Below are 25,250 nucleotides of genomic sequence, written 5' to 3' on the forward strand. Positions count from 1 at the left end.
TCGAAGGCGTGGTTATTGCAATTCGTAACCGTGGTTTGCACTCAGCATTCACTTTACGTAAAATTTCTAACGGCGTAGGTGTTGAGCGTGTATTCCAAACTCACTCTCCAGCTGTAGATTCTATCGCTGTTAAACGTAAAGGTGCAGTACGTAAAGCTAAACTTTACTACTTACGTGAACGTTCAGGTAAATCAGCTCGTATTAAAGAGCGTTTGGGCGAATAATTCGCAAAATAAAAAAGGCTTGGTTTTCCAAGCCTTTTTTGTTAGGTTATTTAATCCGTTCTTCGATAATCCCACCGCCCAAACAAATTTCACCAAGGTAAAATACGGCAGATTGTCCTGGTGTGACGGCTGATTGAGGTTCATCGAAAATCACTCTAATAGTTTCATCATCAATCGGTTCAATCACACAAGGAATATCTTGTTGGCGATAACGTGTTTTCACCGTACAACGTAATAACTCTCGAATTGGTTCGCGATCAACCCAATGTAATTGGCTAGCAATCAAACCTTTTGAAAATAAACGAGGATGGTCATGCCCCTGAGCGACAATAAGTTCGTTATTTTCTGCATCCTTATCTACCACGTACCAAGCCTCATCACCCGCATTTTTTAAACCACCAATGCCTAATCCTTTACGCTGTCCCAACGTGTGATACATCAAACCATCATGGCGACCAATAATTTCACCATCAACAGTACGAATATCACCAGGTTGAGCCGGTAAGTAACGCGCTAAGAAATCCTTAAATTTACGCTCACCAATAAAACAAATACCGGTAGAGTCTTTTTTCTTTGCCGTAATTAAGCCAAGATCTTCAGCAATAGCGCGAACAATCGGCTTCTCAATTTCACCAATGGGGAATAAACTTTGCCCTACTTGTTTATGGCTTAAGGTATAAAGAAAATAACTTTGATCTTTATTGGCATCTAGACCACGTAATAATTTTGCATTTTCATCATCACCGGCTCTACGTACATAATGCCCTGTTGCAATGTAATGGGCACCAAGATCTTCTGCTGCATATTCTAAAAATGCTTTAAATTTAATTTCTTTATTACACAGAATATCTGGGTTAGGCGTGCGCCCTGCTTTATATTCAGTTAGAAAATGCTCAAAAACATTATCCCAATATTCTGCAGCAAAATTAATTTTATGTAGTTTAATCTCCAACTTATCACATACAGCCTGAGCGTCTGCAAGATCAGCTGCGGCAGTACAGTAATCCGTATCATCATCTTCTTCCCAGTTTTTCATAAACAGGCCTTCCACCTGATAGCCTTGCTGTTGAAGAATAAAAGCTGACACAGAAGAATCCACGCCGCCAGACATACCACAAATCACTTTTTTGGTAGCATTTCTCGCAAGCTGTTCTTGTGTAAGTTGAGGAAAGTGTTGATTATAAGTATTTGAAATTAACATAGTTCTCCCGTAACTTCGGTTAAGGCGAAGCACATTGGTCATTGAATGAGAAAACGGCAAAATAATTTTGCCGTTAGGTTTATTTTGCACATAAAGTGCGGTCATTTTTGAGCAAGTTATTTCACTTCATAAAATTGCGAATCATCATCTTTTTTCGCAAATTTTTGCTCATATTCGGCTTTTGCTTGTTCATCGCCCGCATCTAATTTTGATTGAAGCGTGTCGCAAGGTTTATCACAATCGCAAGCTTTGGCAATACCAAGGGTAGATAAACCACCGCAGCTGCCTTTTAAACTTTGTTTTTTGATAATAAATCCGATAGACATCAACAATATAATCGCGACAAAAGCGATTAAAGTAAAAAATAAAGTTTGCATAACTATTCTTTTGTTTCTGTTAATTTTTTGAACGCAGAGGATGATTTTGTGACAAAACCATTATCTGTTTTAATAATTAAGTAAACGGCAAGATTATTTTTTTCTGCCACTTCTAACGCCTTGTCTTCACCCAGCACAAATAACCCTGTTGATAAACCATCTGCAGTCATTGAGGTTGGAGCAAGGACCGTAATTGAGGCTAAATGATGCTGAATTGGGTAACCTGTTTTCGGATCAATTTCATGAGCAAAGCGTTTACCATTTTCTTCAAAGTAAATACGATAATCGCCAGAACTTGCCATTCCCATATTGTCTAATCCAATGACAGCTTCAACCGCTCTTTCACCTGTTGTAGTTGGTTTTTCAATTGCGATCTGCCAAGGTTTGCCTTCAATATTTTTTCCTTTCGCACGAATTTCACCGCCGATTTCAACCATGTAATTCTGAGCATTTAATTGTTCTAACTTTTCAGCCACCTGATCAACGCCAAAGCCTTTAGCAATCGAGGACAAATCGATATAAACTTGAGGAAGTGCTTTGCTTAATGTCGGTTTTGTACCACTCATATCGAGGGCAATTTTATCAATACCAACCCATGCTTGGCGTTCAGCTAATTGTTCTGGTGTAGGTTGTTTTTCCGGACGTTTTTCAGGACCAAATCCCCATAAATTCACGACAGGACCAACAGTTACATCCAATGCACCTTCAGTCACTTTATTTAAACGAATCGCTTCGGCTAATACTTTGGCAAAATCTGCTGAAATCTCAATCGGTGTGTTCACTTGGGTATTTTGATTGAAACGGCTCAGTTCCGAATCTTTTTTGTAAGTGGACATTTTCGCGTTCACATCTTTTAAGATAGCTTCAATTTCTTCATGCGTCTTTTCAGATGTTGCTTTCATTGAGCCTTCATCAAGGTATTTAACATGATAAGTTGTTCCCATTGTTTTACCACTTAATGAGATAACTTTTGTTTCTTTTTGACAGGCAGCAAGACTTAATGCCATTGCCACCGCCATGATACCGCTTATTAATTTTTTCATCTGGATTTCCTACATCTGTGAATTACCGGCAAACTCAACAAAACTTACCTGTAATCATAGAAAATTTTCTAAAAATACCTTAAATTTTGACCGCACTTCATCACAAAGTGCGGTCAGTTTTTATGATGAATTGATTAACTAAAATCATCCACCAAAGTCATCTAATAAAATGTTTTCATCTTCAACACCGAGGTCTTTCAACATTTTGATTACCGCAGCGTTCATCACCGGAGGTCCACACATATAGTATTCACAATCTTCTGGTGCTTCATGATTTTTCAAGTAGTTTTCATAAAGTACGTTGTGAATAAAGCCGGTGTAACCTGTCCAGTTATCTTCTGGTAACGGATCAGATAATGCCACATGCCATGTAAAGTTCGGATTTTCTGCTTGAAGCTGATCAAAATCTTCCACATAGAACATTTCACGTTTAGAACGTGCACCATACCAGAATGACATTTTACGTTTAGAGTGTAAACGTTTTAATTGGTCAAAGATATGAGAACGCATTGGCGCCATACCCGCACCACCACCGATGAAGACCATTTCGTTGTCGGTTTCTTTCGCAAAGAATTCACCGAACGGACCAGAAATTGTCACTTTATCACCTGGTTTTAATGACCAAATGTAAGAAGACATTTGACCTGGAGGCACATCAGGTTGACGTGGTGGTGGCGTTGCAATACGCACGTTAAGCATAATGATGCCTTTCTCTTCTGGATATGAAGCCATTGAGTAAGCACGGATAATATGCTCGTCCACTTTAGACACATAACGCCATAAATCGTATTTGTCCCAATCTTCGTGGTATTCTTCTGGAATATCAAAATCTTTATAGTAAACCGTATGTGGATCAGCTTCGATTTGGATATAACCACCCGCACGGAAAGGTACTTCTTCGCCTTCAGGAATCGCTAATTTAAGCTCTTTGATGAAGGTTGCTTTGTTATCGTTAGAAATAACGGTACATTCCCATTTTTTCACACCGAAGATTTCTTCTGGAAGTTCAACGTCCATATTGCCTTTTACATTCACTTGGCAAGCTAAACGATAGCCTTCTTTTGCTTCACGTTTATTAATATGAGAAAGTTCAGTTGGGAGAATTTCACCACCGCCACTTTTCACTTTCACAATACATTGACCACAAGAGCCACCGCCACCACAAGCAGAAGAAACGAAAATACCTTTACTTGCTAACGCGCCAAGTAATTTGCCACCAGCTGGTAAAGTGATCGCTTTTTCAGGATCATCATTAATAGAAATGGTAATATCACCAGAATCCACTAATTTTGATTTAGCGAATAAAATAATCGCAACGAGCACTAAAAGGATAACCGTAAATGCCGCAACACCTAATAATAAAATTGAAGATTCGCTCATTTATGCCTCCTTATAACTGAATACCAGAGAATGACATAAAGCCAAGCGCCATCAAGCCTGCAGTGATAAAGGTAATCCCTAATCCTTTTAAGCCTGCCGGTACATCGGCATATTTCATTTTTTCGGTTAAGCCTGCAAGCGCAACGATTGCTAACATCCAACCAAGCCCCGCACCTACACCATAAACTGCAGATTCTGCAAAAGTGTATTCACGTTGTACCGCAAAAGATACACCACCAAAGATCGCACAGTTTACGGCGATAAGTGGAAGGAAGATACCTAATGCGTTATAAAGTGCTGGGAAGAATTTATCTAAAGTCATTTCAAGTAATTGAACAAGACCCGCAATAATCCCGATAAAGGTAATGAAGTTTAAGAACTCAAGGCTCACACCTTCTACCAAAGCGCCATCTTTTAATACATGTTCATACACAAATTGGTTCGCTGGTACCGCAATACCAAGTACTACTGTTACCGCAACACCAAGGCCAAATGCCGTAGAAACTTTCTTAGAAACCGCAAGGAAAGTACACATCCCTAAGAAGAAAGAGAGCGCCATGTTTTCAATGAAGATCGCCTTCACGAATAGGCTAATATAATGTTCCATTGATTATTTCTCCTGTTGCTCAGGTTTCCACGTTCTTAAGCCCCAAATAACGAAGCCGATAATAAAGAACGCACTTGGTGCAAGAAGGAATAAACCGTTTGGTTGATACCAACCACCGTCTTGAATTGTTTGGAATACAGGGAAACCAAATAAACGACCAGAACCAATTAGTTCACGTAATGTTGCAACAATTAATAAGATCGCACCATAACCTAAACCGTTACCGATACCATCAACAAAGCTTTCTAGCGGAGGTGATTTCATCGCAAACGCTTCTGCGCGTCCCATTACGATACAGTTTGTAATGATAAGACCAACGAATACAGAAAGTTGTTTAGATAAACCATAAGCATAAGCTTTTAGTACTTGGTCAACTAAGATTACTAAAGATGCGATAATCGCCAGTTGCACAATGATACGGATACTATTTGGAATATAGTTGCGAATCAATGAAATGAACAAACTGGAGAAACCGGTTACCAAACTTACCGCAATCGCCATAACGATCGCGGTTTGTAATTGGGTCGTTACCGCTAATGCAGAACAGATACCCAAAATTTGCAAGGCAATCGGGTTATTTTTAACAATAGGATCGAATAAAAGACCTTTTAAGTTTACTTTTGCATCAGCCATTATTTGATTTCTCCTGCTTTAAATTTCGCTAAGAATGGACCAAAGCCATTTTGGCTGAACCAATAATCAAATGAACCTTGAACACCATTACTGGTTAAAGTTGCACCTGATAAACCATCTACACCGTGCTCTTTATCTGCAGCAGAGCTACCTTTATAGATTTTGAATTTTTGGTTACCTTGTTCATCGAATAATTTTTTATCAACGAACTGTGCTTGCCAACGTGGGTTCGCAATTTCGCCCCCAAGACCAGCTGTTTCACCTTGATCATAGTAAGTAATACCTTTGATGGTATTCGCATCTGGTGCAACAGAAACAAAACCATACATGGTTGACCATAAACCACGGCCATACATTGGTAATACCACTTGGGTTACATTGCCTTGTTCATCTTTTACAAGATAAACACGCGCTTGGTTTGCACGAACCTTAATTCCTGCTTTATCAGCCTCAGCTGGGATAGCTTGGCTTTTAGCGGGATCTTTAACGGCATCTTTAGGTTCAAATTTATTAATTTCTTCTGCTGAAGCTTGAACGTAATCACCACTTTGCAAATCAACTAAACGTGGTTCAATAAATTTGCTGTAAGTGTCTTTAATTACTGATGCATTATCTTCTTTCATTAAGCCAGCAACAGTTAAAATGTTACGTTGAACGTCGAGTGCTTTTTGTTCATCTTGTTTGGATTTTAATGCTACTGCAGCACCAGAAACCACGATAGAACACACTAAACTTAGCAACACAACAACGGTAACTGTACCGCTAACGCTATCTTTATTAAATTTAGCCATTTGTTCTTGCTCTCCGACGTTTGATATTTGCTTGAACCACGATGTAGTCGAAAATTGGTGCAAATAAGTTTGCAAATAAAATCGCTAACATCATCCCTTCTGGATAAGCTGGGTTCACTGTACGAATTAATACCGCCATCACGCCAATTAACGCACCGTACCACCATTTACCCGTGTTGGTAAATGAAGCTGATACTGGGTCGGTTGCCATAAAGATCATACCAAGTGCAAAACCACCTAATACAAAGTGCCAATGCCAAGGCATTGAGAACATTTGGTTAGAATCAGAACCGATTAAGTTGAATAAGGTTGCTGTACCAATCATACCGATCATGACACCAGCCATAATGCGCCAAGAAGCAATTCGAGTGAATACAATCACTGCACCACCGATTAACAACGCAAGCGTTGAAACCTCACCCATTGAACCTGGAATATTACCAATGAATGCATCCATCCAAGTAATAGGTTGACCGGTTACAGTGTGTTGTAATGCTGCTTGACCACCTTGAGACCATTGTGAAAGTGCGGTTGCACCAGAGAAACCATCTGCAGCAGTCCATACTAAGTCACCGGAAATTTGAGCCGGATAAGCAAAGAATAAGAACGCACGACCAGCAAGCGCTGGGTTCATAAAGTTACGACCTACACCACCGAAGATTTCTTTCGCTACCACGATACCAAAGGTGATACCTAGTGCAGCTTGCCATAGTGGTAATGTTGGTGGAACGATTAACGCAAATAAAATGGTTGAAACGAACATCCCTTCATTTACTTCATGACCACGCACCACTGAGAATAATAATTCCCAAATTGTACAAACGGTAAATACCACTAAGTAAATTGGTAAGAAGAAGATCGCCCCTAACGCCATTTTTGAGCCCCAAGTTGCATTATTGGTTAAATCTAAACCTAATGAACTTGCAAGCGCATAGTGCCAATCGTTAGCAATTAATTGATCTAAATTGCCTAATTGATTTAAGGCAGGGATCGCTTGGTTACCCACATTGTACATCCCGTAGAAAATCGCTGGGAACAACGCAAGGAAAACCGTAATCATCATACGTTTTGAGTCTAACGCATCACGAACGTGTGTGTTTTTGTGCGTTACCGTACCTGGTGTATAAAGCAAGGTATAAATCGATTCAAAGACCGGATAAAGCTTGCTGTATTTACCACCTGGTAAAAACGCGGGTTCCATTTTTTCAAAAAGATTTTTTAAACCCATTTTTAACCTTCCTTCTCAATCTTATCTAATACTTGACGCAAGATTGAACCGTATTCATATTTGCCCGGGCAAACGAAAGAACATAATGCTAAGTCTTCTTCATCTAATTCAAGACAACCTAACGCTTGTGCGCCATCGGTATCGCCCACGATTAAATCACGTAATAATAATGTCGGTAAAATATCCAACGGCATTACGCGCTCATAGCTACCGATTGGTACCATTGCACGCTCACCACCATTCTCTGCGGTAGTGAAGTTGAATAATTTCTTACCAAAGTGACCTAATACGGTACGGGTAATCGAATATTTGTTCGATTGTGGTGTGATCCAACCTAAGAACTCTTTCTCATTACCTTCTGCAATCACAGAAACTTGTAATGCATAACGACCCAAATAGTCGTGAGCATCTTTTGCTGTTTGACCACAAAGTACTGAACCAGAAATCACACGGTTATTACCGTCTTTTAATTCACCTGCCGTTAATTGAGAAAGGTTAGCACCGATTACTGTACGAACTAAACGAGGCTCTTTCACTTGCGGACCCGCAAGAGATACAACACGTTCAACATAAAGTTCGCCTGTAGTGAATAATTTACCTACAGCAATCACATCTTGGTAATTGATGTGCCATACGGTTTTATGAACACCAACCGGATCGATAAAGTGGATATGTGTACCCACTAAGCCAGCAGGATGAACACCACCAAAATCATGTACTTTTAGGTTAGCTAAATCCACGGTTGGGATATTGCTATCGCCAGCTTTACATAGATTTAATGGTTTATTTGGGAATAGACGACTTAATACTGTTAAACCGTCAATAAAATCTTGCCAATGCTCTTTTAACACCACCTCTGGATTTGCTGCCAAAGGATTAGTATCCATCGCATTTACAAACAGAGAAGAAGGTTCTGCATCTAAGGCAGGCACTTTGCTGAACGGACGGGTGCGGAACGCTGTCCACAAACCGGATTCAACGAGGTTTTGTTTAACTTGTTCAGAAGAAAGCGTATTGAGCTCACCTGCGTTATATTTAGCGAAAGCAACTTGATCGTTACCTTGCACATCAATGACCACAGATTGTAATACACGTTTTTCGCCACGATTAATTACAGTGATAGTACCACTCGCAGGGGCTGTGAAAACCACTCCAGGGTTTTTCTTGTCTTCAAAAAGCACTTGGCCTTTTTTCACGACATCGCCTTCACGTACCTTCATAGAAGGACGCATACCCACATACTCTTCACCAAGAATCGCAACCTGATTCACAGCGTTACCGCTATGGATTACTTGTGCTGGTTTTCCTGCAATAGGAAGATCCAAGCCTTTTTTGATTGTAATCATACTGTTTGCACTACTTTTCTAGGTTAAAAACACGATTGCAATCAAAGCATATGCTCTAAAAGCAATCTCGCGATTGAGCGAGCCAGAAAACGCTTTTAAGATCAAAGCGTTATTAACTGACACATAAATTTAAAAACTCAAATCTGTTTAATTTCTCGACTCGTTAAGAATGACTAACTCATCCAGAAATTGAAATTCGAAAATTAAAAGCGTTTCATTCTAGCGGAAAATGGGCTTTTTTTCTACTTTAACCCGATACTTTTTGTGAAATATTTGTGAAGTTTTTAGAGTAATACTCATCAGGAGTTAAAAATAAATTCACGTTAAAATAAAAAGAGAGAAAACCTCTTGCCTTCTCTCTTATTATTGAAATGGAATACAGGGAACGTAAGAGAATACTTACTGTCCAACACCAAGACAATTTGGTGATTTTGGAAATGCTTCACCTAGGCTCTCCCATTCGCTTTTTGTATAAAGATGAAGAGCTAATGCGTGAATGCCATTTTTTAAATCATCGGCCAAAAGTTGGTAAAGTTTTTGGTGGCGTTGCACCTTGCGCATGCCTTCAAAAGTATCGCTGACAATCACTAATTTAAAATGAGAATCAGCCCCTCGACCGGAACTGTGCATATGGCTTTCATTTTCCACGGTGGCAAAGTGCGGTTGAAATTCGGCTTGAATTCTCTCTAATAATTCTTGCTGTTTTGACATAAATAAACTCCCTAACTTTTTGCTATACATTCAGCGTTAAGTTTGTAAGAATAACACAAATTAACCTAATTCAATGAGGAAATTATGAAAGTAACAAACAAAATCAAAGCATTATCAACAATGACGTTGGCCGCTGCGACATTATTTTTAGCGGGTTGCCAAGCGCAATCTAATACCTTAACTTTTGCGCCTCAATCACCAACTGCATCAATGAATATTAACCAATCAGCAGTGGTAACAGTCAATACTCGCGATTCTCGTCCACAACAAGAAATTGCAACTTATACTAAATCAGGAGAGCTGATTAAATTAAACGCCTCACCAAGCGTTACTCAACTTTTTCAACAAGTGATGCAACAAAATTTAGTTAGCAAAGGTTTCCGTATTGGACAAGCGAATAATGCAAATGCTGGCGTAACTGTTGATGTAAAAGAATTCAACGCTAAAGTTGAGCAAGGTAATTTACGTTATACCTTAAACAGCAAAATTCAAGCGGTTGTTTATGTACAAGGTCCACGCGGACAATACAACAAAACCTTTAATGCAACCCGTTCACAGTCTGGCGCATTTAATGCGGGCAATGATGAAATCCAAAAAGTGTTAGGCGAAACCTTCAAAGATATTGTTAATAATATTTATCAAGATCAAGAAGTTACTAACGCAATTAATCAATATACCAATTAATTAAAAAGTGCCGTGTCCTTTTCAATAATACTTGACGAAAGTGCCTTTCAAGCGTAACATTCGCCCAATTTTTTAACGAGAAGGACACACACTTTGGACAGTCATAGTCGATACCGAATATCGCTTTAGACTCTCGCCTCTTATCAGCGAGAGTTCGCTGGTAATCAATTTACCTTTCTTCGGCATCTTTTATCGAACGAAACCCATTTTAAAACATTCAAAAATTTGACCGCACTTTTCTCTAGTGCCAATTTCGTTTGAGCTTTTTTTGTTCACAGTTGGATCTTCATAATCCCAAAAGGAGTATGACCAATGATTAACGCTTTTGCCATTAACGATTCCCGCTTGGTTCGTATTGATGACGAACCAGCCGATCTCAGCTCTGCCATTTGGTTAGATTTGCTGGAGCCGACAGGGGAAGAACGTGAAATGTTGCAAGAAGGCTTAGGACAAAGTCTCGCCTCATTCCTCGAATTGGAAGATATCGAAGCATCTGCACGTTTCTTTGAAGACGAAGATGGCTTGCACTTGCACTCATTCTTCTATTGTGAAGACGAAGAAAACTACGCTGACCTCGCAAGCGTAGCGTTTACTATTCGTGATGGCCGCCTATTTACCCTACGTGATCGTGAATTGCCGGCATTCCGTTTATATCGTATGCGTTCTCGTAGCCAGCGCTTATTCGAATGTAATGCATATGAAGTCTTACTCGACTTATTTGAAACCAAAATTGAGCAATTAGCCGATGTTATCGAAAACGTTTATGCGGATTTGGAAAAATTAAGTCGCGTAATTTTAAACGGTACGCAAGATGAAGCTTTCGATGAAGCCTTAAATACCCTAACAGAACAAGAAGATACCAGTTCTAAAGTGCGTTTGTGTTTGATGGATACACAACGTGCATTGGGTTTCTTGGTACGTAAAACGCGCTTGCCGCCAAACCAGTTAGAACAAGCACGAGAAATCTTACGAGATATTGAATCCTTGCAACCGCATAATGAGTCTTTGTTCCAAAAAGTAAACTTTTTAATGCAGGCGGCAATGGGTTACATTAATATAGAGCAGAATAAAATCATGAAATTCTTCTCGGTCGTATCGGTTATGTTCCTACCGGCAACACTTGTCGCATCTACTTACGGGATGAACTTTGAACTTATGCCGGAACTCCATTTTAAATATGGTTACCCAATGGCTATTGGATTAATGATTGGTGCGGCGCTTACGCCTTATATCTATTTCAAACGGAAAGGTTGGTTATAATGGAAATTTCCCAAACTGCATTATTTTTAGGATCGATTATCGATCTGTATTGTTTAGTGTTAATTTTACGCGTATGGCTTCCCTTAGCTAACGTGGATTATTACAATCCTATTTCTCAATTTACGCTGAAATTTACCCAACCGGTTATTGCGCCATTACGTAAAGTTTTTCCTGTGGTGAAAAAAGTGGAAACTGCGGCACTGTTTTTAGTCTTCTTGCTTTGCGGACTAAAATCGATTCTCTTTGGCGGATTAAATCTCAGTTTCTTCTTGCTATTGGGCATATTAGGACTAATTAAAAATATCGGTGTGGCCATTTTCTATGTGTTAATTGCCGGTGCAATTTTAAGTTGGTTTAATCGTGGCAATAATCCTGCATTCTATGCGTTATATCAACTTACCGAACCATTATTGAAACCCATTAAACGCATTTTACCAACTGTGGGCGTGATTGATTTTTCACCGATGGTTATCGCTATTATCCTGTTATTTTTGAATAATCTCTTTTACGATTACTTTAACCTTTTATGGGCAATTGCTGCGTAAAGTGCGGTTAAAAATAACATTATTTTTTCGGGCTGGATTTTCCAGCCCTTATTGTAAATATGGTAAGTAAATTTAGTTATGTCAGCAATCGAACAAACATCTGAAGGACTACGCCTTAAAATCATTTTGCAACCCAAAGCCAGTAAAGATCAAATTGTGGGATTATATGATGATGAACTCAAAATCACGATCACCGCACCACCTGTTGATGGTCAAGCAAATGCTCACTTGATGAAATTTTTGAGTAAAGCATTCAAAGTACCTAAAAGTACAATCATACTTGAAAAAGGTGAATTAAACCGACATAAACAAGTTTGGATTCCTTCGCCTAAATTAATTCCATCTGAAATTCAAAATCTCTTATAAAATCAGTAAAAAAATCACCGCACTTTCTACCAATTTTCCCCGTTTTACGCTATCCTATACCACATTTTATAAAGCAAAATATGCCGCAAAGTGCGGTCAAAATTTAAGGTGATTTTCTATGCAACAACATTACCGCCCTGATTTGATTGAACCTGCCGTTCAACAATATTGGGCTGAAAATAAAGTCTTCAAAGCAATCAAAGATACGTCTAAAGAAAAATATTACTGTCTTTCAATGTTCCCTTACCCATCAGGTCGTTTACACATGGGCCATGTGCGTAACTACACCATCGGTGATGTAGTTTCACGTTACCAACGTATGAACGGCAAAAACGTATTACAACCGATTGGTTGGGATGCTTTCGGTTTGCCAGCTGAAGGTGCTGCGATTAAAAATAAAACTGCGCCCGCAAAATGGACTTACGAAAACATTGAATACATGAAAAACCAGCTCAAAATGTTGGGCTTTGGTTATGACTGGGATCGCGAAATTGCGACTTGCCGTCCGGAATACTACAAATGGGAACAATGGTTCTTTACTGAGCTTTATAAAAAAGGCTTAGTTTACAAAAAAACCTCAACTGTGAACTGGTGTCCGAACGATGAAACCGTATTGGCGAACGAACAAGTGCACGAAGGTTGCTGCTGGCGTTGTGATACTCCGGTCGAACAAAAAGAAATCCCACAATGGTTTATTAAAATCACCGACTATGCAGAACAATTATTAGGTGGATTAGATCAACTACCACAATGGCCAGATATGGTAAAAACCATGCAACGTAACTGGATTGGCCGTTCTGAAGGGGTGGAAATTACGTTTGATGTGGCGGATACCGCAGAAAAAGTTGCGGTTTATACCACCCGCCCAGATACTTTCTATGGTGTGAGCTATTTAGGTATCGCGGCAGCGCACCCATTAGCAGAATTAGCAGCAGAAAAAAATCCTCAATTGGCTGAATTCATCCGTGAAGCGAAAAATGCCAAAGTGGCCGAAGCAGACCTTGCCACTATGGAGAAAAAAGGGATGGCAACTGGCTTATTCGCGATTCATCCATTAACCAGTGAAAAATTACCAATTTGGGTCGCTAACTTCGTGTTAATGCACTACGGCACTGGTGCGGTAATGGCGGTTCCAGCACATGATCAACGCGACTTTGAATTTGCTCAAAAATACAGTTTGCCAATTAAACAGGTAATCGCACCGCTTGCAGATGAAGAAATTGATTTAACCAAACAAGCTTTTGTTGAACACGGTAAATTAGTGAACTCTGCTGAGTTTGATGGTTTGGATTTTGATGCTGCATTCAACGGTATTGCGGACAAATTAGAAAAATTAGGCGTAGGTAAACGCCAAGTGAATTATCGTTTACGTGACTGGAGCGTTTCTCGTCAACGTTATTGGGGTGCACCAATTCCAATGCTCACCTTACCAAATGGTGAAACCGTACCGGCACCAATCGAAGATTTACCGATTATTCTGCCGGAAGATGTGGTCATGGATGGCGTGAAAAGTCCAATTAAGGCGGATCCGAACTGGGCAAAAACCACCTTCAATGGTGAGCCTGCGTTAAAAGAAACCGATACCTTTGATACCTTTATGGAATCGTCTTGGTACTATGCGCGCTACACCTCACCAAGCTATGCTGAAGGCATGTTGGATAAAGAGGAAGCTAACTACTGGTTACCGGTGGATCAATATATCGGCGGTATCGAGCACGCGACAATGCACTTGCTCTACTTCCGTTTCTTCCACAAATTATTGCGTGATGCAGGTTTCGTAACGAGCGATGAGCCGGCACAAAAATTATTATGCCAAGGTATGGTATTAGCCGATGCGTTCTATTACACCAGTCCGACCAACGAGCGTATTTGGGTAAGCCCAACGCAAGTGACCCTTGAGCGTGATGAAAAAGGTCGTATCATCAAAGCAACCGATCCGGAAGGTCGTGAATTGGTGCATACCGGTATGACCAAAATGTCGAAATCCAAAAACAACGGTATCGACCCACAAGAGATGGTGGAAAAATACGGTGCAGATACTGTGCGTCTCTTCATGATGTTCGCATCTCCTGCAGAAATGACACTTGAATGGCAAGAATCTGGTGTTGAAGGTGCGAAACGTTTCTTAGGTCGTGTATGGAATTTGGTGTATGAATACAGTCAAAATCCTGCAAAAACTGCTTTAGATGTGACCGCACTTTCTGCAGACCAAAAAGCGCTTCGCCGTGATGTGCATAAAACGATCGCCAAAGTGAGCGATGATATTGGTCGCCGTCAAACGTTCAATACTGCTATCGCAGCAGTAATGGAGTTAATGAATAAATTAACCCGTGCGCCATTAGAAAGCGAGCAAGATCGTGCGGTTATGGCAGAAGCATTAAGCGCAGTCGTGCGTATGCTTTACCCAATCACACCACATATCTGCTTTGAGTTATGGAAAGCTTTAGGCAACGAAAGCAACATCGACCATGCAGAATGGGTGAAAGCTGATGAAGCGGCGATGGTAGAAGATGAAAAACTTATCGTGGTTCAAGTCAACGGTAAAGTTCGTGGTAAAGTCACCGTTGCAGCTGATGCGGATGAAGAAACCGTGAAAACGGTTGCATTTGCAGATGAAAATGTGAAGAAATTTACTGACAATACACAAATCGTGAAAGTGATTTATGTACCTGGTAAATTGTTAAATGTGGTGGTTAAACCACAATAATCCATAAAATAACCGCATTTTATTCTAAGCGTTGCATAAACGGCTCTTAAACAAAATAAAGTGCGGTGAATTTTACAGGTAATTTTTATGATGAAATCAATCAAAACGCTCTGCTTTGTTGGGGCAACAGCCTTTTTAACTGCTTGTGGTTGGCACTTCGATAATGGTGCGGCTGTTCCTGCAGAATTAAAAACAATGGCCCTTGAAAGTAGCGACCCATACAGTGAAATGTCAATGGCAATGCGTAAGCAACTGCTTAGCAACAACGTGAACCTTGTTCCTGCAAAACAAGGTGTGCCAGTGTTGCGTTTAAATAAACAGACTTCAAGCGATAAAGTGGCATCTGTCTTTAAACAAGGCCGTGAAGCAGAAAAAGTACTGACCCTTGATGTTGAGGCTAGCGTGCGTTTAGCAAATGGGGAAACCTATCCAATCTCCGCAAAAATCAACCGCACTTTCTTTGATAACTCACGTGCTGCATTAGCAAAATCAGCTGAGCGCGATGTGATTTGGAATGATATGCGCGAACAAGCGGCTCGCCAATTAATTAATAAAATGGCTGCCTTGCAACATCAAGTTCAAGGAAAATAATGAACCGCATTTTTCCTGAGCAACTGGCCTCTAACCTGAACAGCCATTTAGCGAAAGTCTATTTTTTGGTTGGGACAGATCCCCTGTTGCTCAGTGAAAGTGAAGACCTCATTCATCAAGCCGCCCTTCTTCAAGGTTTTGATGAAAAAAATCAAATCACTATAGATACTAATACTGACTGGCCTGCATTAATCGAGGCCAGCCAGTCTATGGGACTCTTCTTTAATAAGCAAATTTTCATTCTCAATTTACCCGAAAATTTGACCGCACTTTTGCAGAGAAACCTTCTGCAATTTATCAGTGGATTAAATGAAGATAGCTTGCTTGTTCTCACCTTGCCTAAATTGTCTAAAGCAGCCGAAAAACAAGAGTGGTTTATTCAGGCGAATCAACTTGATCCGCAATCAGTTATAGTGAACTGCCAAACACCGAATTCAGAACAGCTTTCTCGTTGGGTGAAGCATCGTACAAAAAATATGGGATTATCAGCTGATGAGGAAGCCATTCAACTACTTTGTTACAGCTATGAAAATAATCTACTGGCATTGAAACAAGCATTACAGCTTTTAGATTTGCTTTATCCTGATCACAAACTTACGTATAACCGCGTTAAATCAGTGGTAGAACAATCTTCTGTCTTTACCCCTTTCCAATGGGTTGATGCATTGTTATCAGGCAAAGCAAACCGCTCAAAGCGGATTTTGCGTGGTTTACAGGCTGAAGATGTGCAGCCCGTTATTTTGTTGCGTACTTTACAGCGTGAACTGCTCACGTTGTTAGAATTAACCAAACCACAGCTGCGTAATCCCTCTCTTAACACGAGTTTGCCTACACAGACACTCAAAGCGGATTTTGATCGCCTTAAAATTTGGCAAAGTCGTCGTCCTCTTTATACAGCGGCAATACAACGACTCACCTATCAAAAGCTCTTTGAAATATTGCAAGAATTAGCAGATATTGAGCGCATAACCAAACAAGAATATGGTCAAGACGTGTGGGTAAAATTGGCAGACTTATCGGTTAAATTTTGCTTATAAAAAAATCTCGGCGTTAACCGAGATTTTTTATTATTGCGCAATTTTTAAATCTTGATACAGATAATTTCGATAGCTATTCACTAAATCCACATCCTCTGCATCTTCGAGCTTACCTTGGCTTAGCTGACGCATCGCGATATTCGCTCGCATAAAGTCATCTTTCGGTGATAAACCTGCCACATCAAGTAATACACCACCAACAAAGGCTAAATCTAAGAAATCTTGCTGTTGAACAAAGTCAGTCTTACGATTAGTTCTAACGACAAATTGAGTCACATAATCTGGATTTACAAAATTACCTTTCTTCGGTGGAAGCTGATTATCAAAAGCGACTTGGTGATCACCAAAATAACCGAATACATAAGGTGTTTCACGTGCTTTCAAATAATCATTCAAGCCTTCGATTGCCTCATTAAGGCTAGTAATGCGATCAATATAATCATTTAGGCAGGAAATCGCTTTTCCCCCTAAACGTTTACTCGCCAAATTAAAATGGTTTGGCATATTTGTGTTGTAAGGGCCGTGCTCTTTCATCGTGAGCACATAGACAAACATAGGCTGTTTCACATTTTCCAATGATGGATGCTGTTTCTGCAGAATCAGCTTAGTGTAATACATCATCTCTTCACTGGTAATGTGCCAGAGATTTTTGCTGATTGATGCTGGATAGCCTAAATCTTGTGGTTGCAACATCAAATCAAAACCAAAGTGGTCATAAGCAGGTTTTGCATTGTAGTTACCTTTCGTAAAAGGCGATAACGCCACACAAAAATAGCCTTGCTCACGAAGATTTTTAATAAAACCCGTCTGTAAGTGTGGCACAACCGAATAAAACACCCCACTTGCCAAAGCACCAAAATCGGTTGAAGGCACCCCTGCAAGAAAAGCAAATTCAGATTTCCACGTTGCACCGCCCACCGTATGTACGCGCAATGGACTTACAAATGCGGTATCTTCTTGCTTATTAAACATCGAAAATGGCGGGATGGTTTCTGCATCAAAATCAAATTGATGCGGATTCAAGGTTGATTCTTGTAGACACACCACAATATCGGGCTTTTCTGCACTTTCAGTTTTGCTCTCTGCCTTTTCACTTAAAAGTGCGGTCAGTTTTTCTTTAAATTTTTGGCTATCGCCTTCAAATTCTGGCACTTTAAAGAATACGCCACGACAAGACATTGGCAGGTTTAAGAAAACATCTCGACCATCATCCGGCAATGAATCTAGCCAGACTTTTGTCGCATCCGGATCTTTAGAATAATGCCACATTAAACCAAAGCTTGTTGCTGCGAGTATTACTGCAAATACACGAAATCCAATAGATGCTGTTTCAACATCTGACCAGCCAAAGATAGCATAACCCAGCAGACCTAATAGCCCCAACACACCGAAAATGGCCCCTTTATAATGTAAGAGGGTTTCCCAATTTCGCCAGTCTGTCACAAGCCAAAAATCTGAAATGAGTAAAGGTTGTTTGTAGTAATGAATTTTCATGCGATGGAATAACATCAATACCACAAAAAGTACGGACGCAAAATTCAATCCGCGTTGCCATTGACCTGTTATCGCAAACATTGAACTAAACAATAAGACGAATAATGCAATCGCAAAAAAATATGTCCAACGATAGTGCGAATTGACGATAAAAATCACCGTCGCAATAAAAAATAAACTCAGAAAAATACTTGGAATCATAATAAATAAATTTGATTAAATGTTATTTGACACTTTCAGCTACTAAACGCTGAATCAGCTTTAAATTGGCTGGTGGGAATTGCCCTGCATCAAGCTCACTTTGTTCAAGCCAAAAACCTTCCTGGCCTTCTCGACCAAACGGCTCGCCAATCCATTCAGTGACCAGATAAAAACTAAAATCTAAAATTTTGGTTGGATATTCAAATTGAAAACGTTCGTACAGCTCAGCATTTAAAATGTGAATGCCAATCTCTTCTTCCAATTCTCTTTTTAACGCTTCTTCAGGTGTTTCACCTGCATCAACTTTGCCACCTGGAAATTCTAATGCTTGCGCAAAATCTTGCCCTTCTAAACGCTGGGTCAAATATAGCTGCCCAAATTCATTACGAATAATCCCTGCCGCAACTTGAATGATAGGCTTACTCATTGTCTTTCCTTATCTCAAAAGTAGAAAGAGCGGTCATTTTTAGCGGTGTTTTAAACACGCAAAAATTTAACCGCTCTTTACCTTAACTAAGCATATCGGGCTTTACTGCCGTGACAATGCTTGTATTTTTTACCTGACCCACAAGGACAAGGTTCATTACGTCCAATATGGCGATCAGAATAGTCCTCGCTTTGAGCTTGCTCTGTATTTTCATCTACAGGTTGATGTGTTGATGCTTCACGTTCAGCCATTTCCTGGCGTGCACGTTCCGCTTCTTCAATCTCTTCCTGTGTACGGACCTTCACTCGAGTAAGTGTCGTAATCACATGATGTTTTAAAGAATCCAACATTTCAGTAAACATACGGAAAGATTCTTTTTTATACTCTTGTTTTGGATCTTTTTGCGCATAACCACGTAAATGGATACCTTGACGTAAATAATCCATTGCCGCCAAGTGCTCTTTCCAAAGTTCATCAAGGGTTTGTAACATCACGCCTTTTTCGAAATGACGCATGGTTTCTTCACCTGCAAGCGCTTCTTTCGCTTTGTATTCATCTTCCGCTTCTTGAATAATGCGCTCACGCAAGTTTTCTTCATGAAGATTGTTATTTTCTTCCAACCAATGTTCAATTGGTAACTCAAGACCAAACTCTTGCGCTAAACGCTCTTCTAAGCCTTTAATATCCCATTGTTCTTCCAACGATTGTGGTGGAATATATTGGTCAATCACATCGTTAAATACATCGCTGCGGATTGCTTTGATAGTCTCTGAAATGTCATCGTTATCGAGCAAGTAATTACGTTGCTCATAAATCGCATGACGTTGGTCATTAGCCACATCATCATATTCAAGCAAGTTTTTACGACCATCAAAATGGAACGCTTCGACTTTCGCTTGCGCCGATGCAATCACTTTAGCAAGAAGCTTAGATTCCATCGCTTCACCTGGTTGAGTGAAGGCTTTACGCATCATATTTAATTTACCTTCATTCAGATAAATACGCATTAAGCCATCTTCTAAAGAAAGGTAGAAACGTGAAGAACCTGGGTCACCTTGACGACCTGAACGACCACGCAACTGGTTATCAATACGACGTGATTCGTGACGTTCTGTCCCGATAATATGTAAACCACCTGCTTGCATCACGATCTCGTGATTTTTCTCCCACTCAGCTTTAAGCGCCTCAATTTGCTCAGGTGTTGGGTTCTCTAATTTTGCAGCTTTTGCTTTCCAGTTACCACCGAGGATAATATCGGTACCACGACCCGCCATGTTAGTTGCAATGGTTACTGCACCTGGCGCCCCTGCTTCCGCAACAATTTCCGCTTCTTGTGCGTGGAATTTTGCATTCAATACGTTGTGTTTGATACCCGCTTTATCTAACGCTTGAGAAAGCATTTCAGATTTTTCAACTGATACGGTACCGACAAGAACTGGTTGATTGCGAGCGACACAGTCTTTGATATCTTCAATAATTGCATTGAATTTGTATTCTTCATTCTCAAACATAACGTCCGTACGATCATCACGAATCATTGGACGATTGGTTGGGATAACGACAGTTTCCAAACCATAAATTTGTTGGAATTCAAAGGCTTCGGTATCTGCTGTACCAGTCATACCCGCTAATTTATCATAAAGACGGAAGTAGTTTTGGTAAGAAATCGACGCAACAGTTTGGTTTTCACTCTTAATTTCTACGCCTTCTTTCGCTTCGATCGCTTGGTGTAAACCATCAGACCAACGACGCCCCGCCATAGTACGACCAGTATGCTCATCGACGATCACGATCTCGCCATCTTTCACGATATAATCTACATCGCGCTCAAATAAGGTGTTCGCACGTAATGCCGCCATGACGTGGTGTAACAATACAATACGCGCAGGTGAATAAAGGGAATCACCTTCAGGCATTAAACCTTGTTCGATTAACCAATTTTCAACTTTTTCTTGACCACGTTCAGTCAAATACGCTTGTTTGGTTTTAAGATCTAAGGTGTAATCGCCTTCACCGGTATATTCTTCCGTATCTTCTTTTTCTTGCTTAATTAAATTCGGAATTAATTTATTTACCGCAATATAAAGCTCTGAACTGTCTTCCGCTTGACCAGAAATAATCAATGGCGTACGCGCTTCATCGATTAAGATAGAGTCCACCTCATCCACTAAGGCATAGCCTAAATGACGTTGGAAACGTTCTTCTTTAGAATGCGCTAAGTTATCACGAAGATAATCGAAACCTAGTTCACTGTTTGTCGCGTATGTAATATCTGCCGCATAAGCTTCACGTTTTGCTTCAGGCGGTAAACCAGGGATATTCACCCCCACAGTCATCCCCAAAAATTCAAATAATGGACGGTTAGTTTCTGCGTCACGACGTGCTAAGTAATCATTTACTGTCACAACGTGTACACCTTTACCTTCCAACGCCATCAAATAACAAGGCAAGGTTGCAGTTAAAGTTTTACCTTCACCCGTACGCATCTCTGCGATACAACGGTTTGTTAGCACCATACCACCGATTAATTGCACATCGAAATGACGCATACCGAGTACACGTTTACTCGCTTCACGCACGGTTGCAAACGCTTCTGGTAAAATTTGTTGTAAGGTTTCACCGTTAGCTAAACGGCTACGGAACTCGTCAGTTTTTGCTCTTAATTCATCATCACTTAATGCTTCAAAAGCCGGCTCCATTTTGTTGATTTTCGCAACTTGTTTTCTTAATCTGCGTAAAATACGTTCGTTACGGCTGCCAAAAATTTTTGTTAAAAAACTCATAATTTCTCTTTCAAATAAAAAATAAAAAGGATCATCCGATTAAAAAATCGGTTCGTTCAAAGATAAAAGAAAATTAAATGATGGCTGGACCCGCACGAATAGGGGCAAAAACAGGAAACTCTGCCGCGATAAAGTGCGGTTGAATTTTTTCGTGTTTTTGATTGGAATGGGTTTTGTGATTTGTTGGCTGAGGTTGAACCTGCAATGCCTGACGAATTTCACGCACTGCAATCAACATATGTTGTTCAGATGATGTTTGGTAATTTTCGCCACTCATATTTGATGAAGGCGGCGCCTCCAATCCCTGAGCAACAGGTAAAGCAAAAATCGCAATCATGCTTAACAGCAACTGCGACCAGAAATTTGTTTTACCTTTGTTTGATTTCATCATCTTATTGTCTCTGACAAAATTTGTGTGTATTGTATCGGAAATTCAACGTAAAGTCATTATTGGGGTATTTTTGTGGAAAACAAGCATGAGCGTTATCAAAAAGCCATGAATATTATTGATGTGCTAGAAGGATCACAATTTGCCAAAATCATGCAGAAAGGGTTAATGTTGAATGAACTGAACCAAAACATCAGCCGCCTTTTCCCTCAAGAATTTAAAGGACTTTTTCGTTTAGGCTCCATTACGAATGGGAAACTCTTTATAGAAGTTAAAAGTGCAGTCGTTCGCCAAGGGATTTTATTTCGCCAAAGCGAATTACTCGCCGCAATTCAACCGACTTATCCCGAAGTAAAAGGCTTTGAGATTAAAATCAATCCCGAACTAACCTACTAAACTAACCTTTAAAGATAGCGATTAATTCTTTTACTTTAACTCGTTTTTCTGAGGATTGACTGATCGAGCGCTGTACTTTAACGCGTTTAAATTTTGCCCCTTTATAAATCTCACGCGTAAATTTCGTATCGTGGTTAGAAATCACAACAGAAATTTGCTTTTCTTTTTGCGCTTTTTTGGCGCATTCTGCTAAATTCTTTTGATGTTCAAGGCCAAAAGCATTCCCTGCATATCCAGTAAAATTAGTATCTTGCGGAAGCGGTGCATAAGGCGGATCACAATAGATCACGCTGTGTTTATCCGCTAATTCAAAGGTCTGTTGAAAATCAGCGCATAAAAAGACCGCACTTTGTGCTTTATGGGCGAAATAGCGCAATTCATCTTCAGGGAAATAATGGGTTTTATAAGCGCCAAATGGCACATTGAATTCATTTTTACTGTTATAACGGCACAATCCATTAAAACCAAAACGGTTCAAATAAAGAAACAACACCGAGCGCTCGAAAGGATCGCTTGATTGATTAAAGGCATCACGCTGGGCGTAATAATAGTCGGCTGTATTGGCATTCTCCGCAAAGAAAATTGGCTTACAAGCCTCAATATAGGCATCTACATTTTCCTTGACGATATTAAACAAGTTAATCAAATCAGGATTAATATCTGCCAAAATATAACGCTCAAAATGAGAATTAAGAAAAACAGCACCCGCCCCCACAAAAGGTTCGATCAAACACTGTTTTCTTTTAGGAAAGACTCGGTTGAGATCGTCCGTTAAACGAAATTTACCGCCCGCCCATTTTAAAAACGGGCGGTGTTTAATTCTAGGTTTCGTTTTGTTATTTTTTGGACGCAACATGAGAGCAATGACAGTTAATCATGTTGTGTGCAACGCTCAATCGCGTTTAGCACAAGAGATTTGTCAGTATCAGTCGCCACGTAGGCTTGTCCAAGCGCTTTTAGCAACACAAGACGCAACTTGCCTGCCAGTACTTTTTTATCTCGCATCATATGCGGTAAATAATCATCTGGTTGCATGCTATCAGGCGAGACGGTCGGCAAATTAGCACGCGCTAAAAGTTTTTCTAAACGTGCAACATCTCCAAAAGAAAGATTGCCTAATTGTTCAGATAACACCGCTGCCATCATAGTTCCAGCTGCAACAGCTTCACCATGTAACCAGTTTCCATAGCCTAAATGTGTTTCGATCGCATGACCAAAAGTATGACCGAGATTTAGTAATGCACGATCGCCTTTTTCAGTTTCATCGCGTGCAACAACATCAGCTTTAATCTGGCAGCAACGCGCAATACAATGCTGCAGTGAATGTTGATTTAATGCGACTAATTCATCAATATGCACTTCAAGCCATTCAAAAAAGGCATAATCTAAAATCGCCCCATATTTAATAACTTCCGCAAGTCCCGCATTCACTTCACGTTTTGGCAAAGTATTGAGTGTAAGGGTGTCAATGATCACCGTAGAAGGTTGATAAAACGCCCCAATCATATTTTTGCCTAACTCATGATTAACGGCGGTTTTGCCACCAACAGAAGAATCCACTTGGGCTAATAATGTGGTAGGCATTTGAATAAAACGCACACCACGCTGATAACTTGCTGCAGCAAAACCTGCTACATCACCAATCACGCCACCACCTAATGCAACAATCGTGGTATCTCGCCCATGATTATGCTTTAAAAGTGCGGTAAAAATGAGGTTTAAAGAATCGAGCGTTTTATATTTTTCACCATCAGGCAATAATACTGATTCAACCTGACAACCTATTTTTTCTAACGTTTCTGTAACGGGCTCAAGATAATATTGTGCGACGGTTGGATTAGTCACGATCATCACCTTATCCCCTTTTTTCAGCGGATAACAGGTTTCATCTCTAAGTAACCCTTCTCCAATATAAATAGGATAACGACGTTCTTTTAATTCAACATTTACGCACAACATTTTAAATCCTTAGAGTGAACCGTTTAAGCCGTTTAGATTGTCAATTAAATCAACAATTTGATTAACCATTACTTTGGCATTTTGCTCATCTGTTGGCAAAGTAATATCTGCAATTTCTTCGTATAACGGATTGCGTACTTTGGCTAAATCTTCCAATACTTGGCGTGGGTTATCTGTTCCTTGTAATAAAGGACGTTTTTTATCACGTTGCGTACGTTGATATTGTTTATCTACTGAGGTTTCTAAATAAATCACAATTCCACGAGCAGAAAGATAATTACGATTTTCTTTTGACATCACTGCACCACCACCAGTGGAAAGTACAACGCCTTGTAATTGGGTTAATTCATTGATAATGCGCTCTTCACGCTTACGAAAACCTTCTTCGCCTTCTAAATCAAAAATCCAGCTAATGTCTGCGCCCGCACGTTCCTCAATTACTGCATCTGAATCGACAAAGTCCATATTCAGTTGTTGCGCAAGCTGACGGCCAATGGTGCTTTTACCTGCGCCCATCGGTCCTACTAAAAAAATATTACGTTTTTCAGCCATTGTTATTCTTCTAACTTAAATAATGTTCAAATTAATCTTTCCTAATAAAAACTGGCCACCTGAAAAAATGGCAGCCCGAAAGATCACCCAAAAAATAATGAGGATTATCGCAATAAATCCCCCTATGTTTCAACCTTTAGCAGGAATTTATTTTAAGAAACGCAAAAGTGCGGTCAGTTTTGGGGGATTTTTATGTTCAGACTAAATCCCATTTTCTAAAGTGATAGAAAGACCACACTGACAAAATGAATTTAATGCCTCATTTTTTAGCTAAAATATCGATTAGACCGAGAGTTTGAATAGGCTATAAATCAAACAT

At 39.9% G+C, this 25,250-nt stretch carries 26 protein-coding genes; 9 read left to right on the forward strand and 17 right to left on the reverse strand.

From position 1 onward, the window contains the following. A partial coding sequence (gene rplS / locus HMPREF3279_RS04980; RefSeq protein WP_070868254.1) for a 50S ribosomal protein L19 occupies positions 1-224 on the forward strand: 224 nt, incomplete at its 5' end. Between the two features lie 46 nt (positions 225-270). Here rplS and mnmA read toward each other — a convergent pair. From mnmA to HMPREF3279_RS05030, 10 genes are all read right to left on the reverse strand, one after another. After that, positions 271-1,425, reverse strand: coding sequence for a tRNA 2-thiouridine(34) synthase MnmA (gene mnmA, locus HMPREF3279_RS04985; RefSeq protein ID WP_143422662.1), 1,155 nt, complete (start codon positions 1,423-1,425; stop codon positions 271-273). Positions 1,426-1,541: 116 nt separating this feature from the next. Then, on the reverse strand, positions 1,542-1,802 hold the full coding sequence (gene nqrM, locus HMPREF3279_RS04990; protein ID WP_005629187.1) for a (Na+)-NQR maturation NqrM: 261 nt from the start codon (positions 1,800-1,802) through the stop codon (positions 1,542-1,544). Positions 1,803-1,804: 2 nt separating this feature from the next. Next, positions 1,805-2,845 (reverse strand): FAD:protein FMN transferase, encoded by a 1,041-nt coding sequence (locus HMPREF3279_RS04995; RefSeq protein ID WP_049369781.1) that lies wholly within the window; start codon positions 2,843-2,845, stop codon positions 1,805-1,807. 144 nt (positions 2,846-2,989) lie between these two features. Next, complete coding sequence (gene nqrF / locus HMPREF3279_RS05000; RefSeq protein WP_070868255.1) at positions 2,990-4,225, reverse strand: NADH:ubiquinone reductase (Na(+)-transporting) subunit F; 1,236 nt, start codon at positions 4,223-4,225, stop codon at positions 2,990-2,992. A 10-nt stretch (positions 4,226-4,235) separates the two neighbouring features. Next, on the reverse strand, positions 4,236-4,832 hold the full coding sequence (gene nqrE / locus HMPREF3279_RS05005) for an NADH:ubiquinone reductase (Na(+)-transporting) subunit E (protein ID WP_049362633.1): 597 nt from the start codon (positions 4,830-4,832) through the stop codon (positions 4,236-4,238). Positions 4,833-4,835: 3 nt separating this feature from the next. Beyond that, positions 4,836-5,465, reverse strand: coding sequence for an NADH:ubiquinone reductase (Na(+)-transporting) subunit D (locus tag HMPREF3279_RS05010; RefSeq protein WP_005695375.1), 630 nt, complete (start codon positions 5,463-5,465; stop codon positions 4,836-4,838). Then, positions 5,465-6,256, reverse strand: coding sequence for a Na(+)-translocating NADH-quinone reductase subunit C (locus tag HMPREF3279_RS05015; RefSeq protein ID WP_005695373.1), 792 nt, complete (start codon positions 6,254-6,256; stop codon positions 5,465-5,467). The genes HMPREF3279_RS05010 and HMPREF3279_RS05015 overlap by 1 nt, the downstream gene beginning before the upstream one ends. Continuing rightward, positions 6,249-7,484, reverse strand: coding sequence for an NADH:ubiquinone reductase (Na(+)-transporting) subunit B (locus HMPREF3279_RS05020; protein ID WP_014064157.1), 1,236 nt, complete (start codon positions 7,482-7,484; stop codon positions 6,249-6,251). The genes HMPREF3279_RS05015 and HMPREF3279_RS05020 overlap by 8 nt, the downstream gene beginning before the upstream one ends. Before the next feature lie 2 nt (positions 7,485-7,486). Continuing rightward, positions 7,487-8,830 carry a Na(+)-translocating NADH-quinone reductase subunit A gene (locus HMPREF3279_RS05025; RefSeq protein ID WP_070868256.1) on the reverse strand — a complete coding sequence of 448 codons (1,344 nt, stop codon included), beginning with the start codon at positions 8,828-8,830 and terminating at the stop codon, positions 7,487-7,489. 399 nt (positions 8,831-9,229) lie between these two features. Further along, positions 9,230-9,541 carry a BolA family protein gene (locus HMPREF3279_RS05030; RefSeq protein ID WP_070868257.1) on the reverse strand — a complete coding sequence of 104 codons (312 nt, stop codon included), beginning with the start codon at positions 9,539-9,541 and terminating at the stop codon, positions 9,230-9,232. A gap of 84 nt (positions 9,542-9,625) precedes the next feature. Here HMPREF3279_RS05030 and HMPREF3279_RS05035 point away from each other — a divergent pair, with 84 nt between their 5' ends. The 7 genes from HMPREF3279_RS05035 (at position 9,626) to holA (ending at position 16,731) form a co-directional block, all read left to right on the forward strand. Continuing rightward, positions 9,626-10,225: a YajG family lipoprotein gene (locus HMPREF3279_RS05035; RefSeq protein WP_070868258.1), complete on the forward strand. Its 600-nt coding sequence runs from the start codon at positions 9,626-9,628 to the stop codon at positions 10,223-10,225. A gap of 312 nt (positions 10,226-10,537) precedes the next feature. After that, entirely contained in the window at positions 10,538-11,485 is a 948-nt protein-coding gene (gene corA, locus HMPREF3279_RS05040; RefSeq protein ID WP_070868259.1) for a magnesium/cobalt transporter CorA, read from the forward strand. Then, positions 11,485-12,030, forward strand: a complete 546-nt coding sequence (locus HMPREF3279_RS05045; protein ID WP_070868260.1) for a YggT family protein — start codon at positions 11,485-11,487, stop codon at positions 12,028-12,030. Before corA ends, HMPREF3279_RS05045 begins: the two co-directional genes overlap by 1 nt. Before the next feature lie 78 nt (positions 12,031-12,108). After that, the gene (yggU, locus tag HMPREF3279_RS05050) at positions 12,109-12,396 is read left to right on the forward strand and encodes a DUF167 family protein YggU (protein WP_070868261.1); all 288 of its coding nucleotides are present in this window, start codon (positions 12,109-12,111) and stop codon (positions 12,394-12,396) included. A gap of 118 nt (positions 12,397-12,514) precedes the next feature. Then, positions 12,515-15,103, forward strand: coding sequence for a leucine--tRNA ligase (gene leuS, locus HMPREF3279_RS05055; protein WP_070868262.1), 2,589 nt, complete (start codon positions 12,515-12,517; stop codon positions 15,101-15,103). Positions 15,104-15,190: 87 nt separating this feature from the next. Next, positions 15,191-15,694, forward strand: coding sequence for an LPS-assembly lipoprotein LptE (lptE, locus tag HMPREF3279_RS05060; RefSeq protein WP_054420312.1), 504 nt, complete (start codon positions 15,191-15,193; stop codon positions 15,692-15,694). Next, on the forward strand, positions 15,694-16,731 hold the full coding sequence (holA, locus tag HMPREF3279_RS05065) for a DNA polymerase III subunit delta (protein ID WP_070714877.1): 1,038 nt from the start codon (positions 15,694-15,696) through the stop codon (positions 16,729-16,731). The genes lptE and holA overlap by 1 nt, the downstream gene beginning before the upstream one ends. A gap of 30 nt (positions 16,732-16,761) precedes the next feature. Here holA and HMPREF3279_RS05070 read toward each other — a convergent pair whose 3' ends face one another. The 4 genes from HMPREF3279_RS05070 to secM form a co-directional block, all read right to left on the reverse strand. Then, the gene (locus tag HMPREF3279_RS05070; protein ID WP_070868263.1) at positions 16,762-18,426 is read right to left on the reverse strand and encodes a sulfatase-like hydrolase/transferase; all 1,665 of its coding nucleotides are present in this window, start codon (positions 18,424-18,426) and stop codon (positions 16,762-16,764) included. 22 nt (positions 18,427-18,448) lie between these two features. Then, entirely contained in the window at positions 18,449-18,853 is a 405-nt protein-coding gene (mutT, locus tag HMPREF3279_RS05075; RefSeq protein WP_005699596.1) for an 8-oxo-dGTP diphosphatase MutT, read from the reverse strand. 86 nt (positions 18,854-18,939) lie between these two features. After that, positions 18,940-21,636, reverse strand: coding sequence for a preprotein translocase subunit SecA (gene secA / locus HMPREF3279_RS05080; protein ID WP_070868264.1), 2,697 nt, complete (start codon positions 21,634-21,636; stop codon positions 18,940-18,942). Between the two features lie 73 nt (positions 21,637-21,709). Next, complete coding sequence (secM, locus tag HMPREF3279_RS05085; RefSeq protein ID WP_005698080.1) at positions 21,710-22,027, reverse strand: secA translation cis-regulator SecM; 318 nt, start codon at positions 22,025-22,027, stop codon at positions 21,710-21,712. A 72-nt stretch (positions 22,028-22,099) separates the two neighbouring features. On the opposite strand from secM, the gene HMPREF3279_RS05090 reads away from it, so the two are divergent. Next, complete coding sequence (locus HMPREF3279_RS05090) at positions 22,100-22,420, forward strand: DciA family protein (RefSeq protein WP_070868265.1); 321 nt, start codon at positions 22,100-22,102, stop codon at positions 22,418-22,420. 1 nt (position 22,421) lies between these two features. On the opposite strand, the gene HMPREF3279_RS05095 is transcribed toward HMPREF3279_RS05090, so the two are convergent. The 3 genes from HMPREF3279_RS05095 to aroK are packed head-to-tail and all read right to left on the reverse strand — an operon-like array spanning position 22,422 to position 24,931. Beyond that, positions 22,422-23,276 (reverse strand): Dam family site-specific DNA-(adenine-N6)-methyltransferase, encoded by an 855-nt coding sequence (locus HMPREF3279_RS05095; RefSeq protein WP_070868266.1) that lies wholly within the window; start codon positions 23,274-23,276, stop codon positions 22,422-22,424. A gap of 14 nt (positions 23,277-23,290) precedes the next feature. Next, positions 23,291-24,379, reverse strand: coding sequence for a 3-dehydroquinate synthase (aroB, locus tag HMPREF3279_RS05100; RefSeq protein WP_070868267.1), 1,089 nt, complete (start codon positions 24,377-24,379; stop codon positions 23,291-23,293). A gap of 9 nt (positions 24,380-24,388) precedes the next feature. Then, entirely contained in the window at positions 24,389-24,931 is a 543-nt protein-coding gene (gene aroK / locus HMPREF3279_RS05105) for a shikimate kinase AroK (protein ID WP_005699620.1), read from the reverse strand. Positions 24,932-25,250 lie beyond the last annotated feature (319 nt).

Origin of the sequence: Haemophilus sp. HMSC71H05 (assembly GCF_001838635.1) — a bacterium.
GTDB classification, from domain to species: domain Bacteria; phylum Pseudomonadota; class Gammaproteobacteria; order Enterobacterales; family Pasteurellaceae; genus Haemophilus_D; species Haemophilus_D parainfluenzae_R.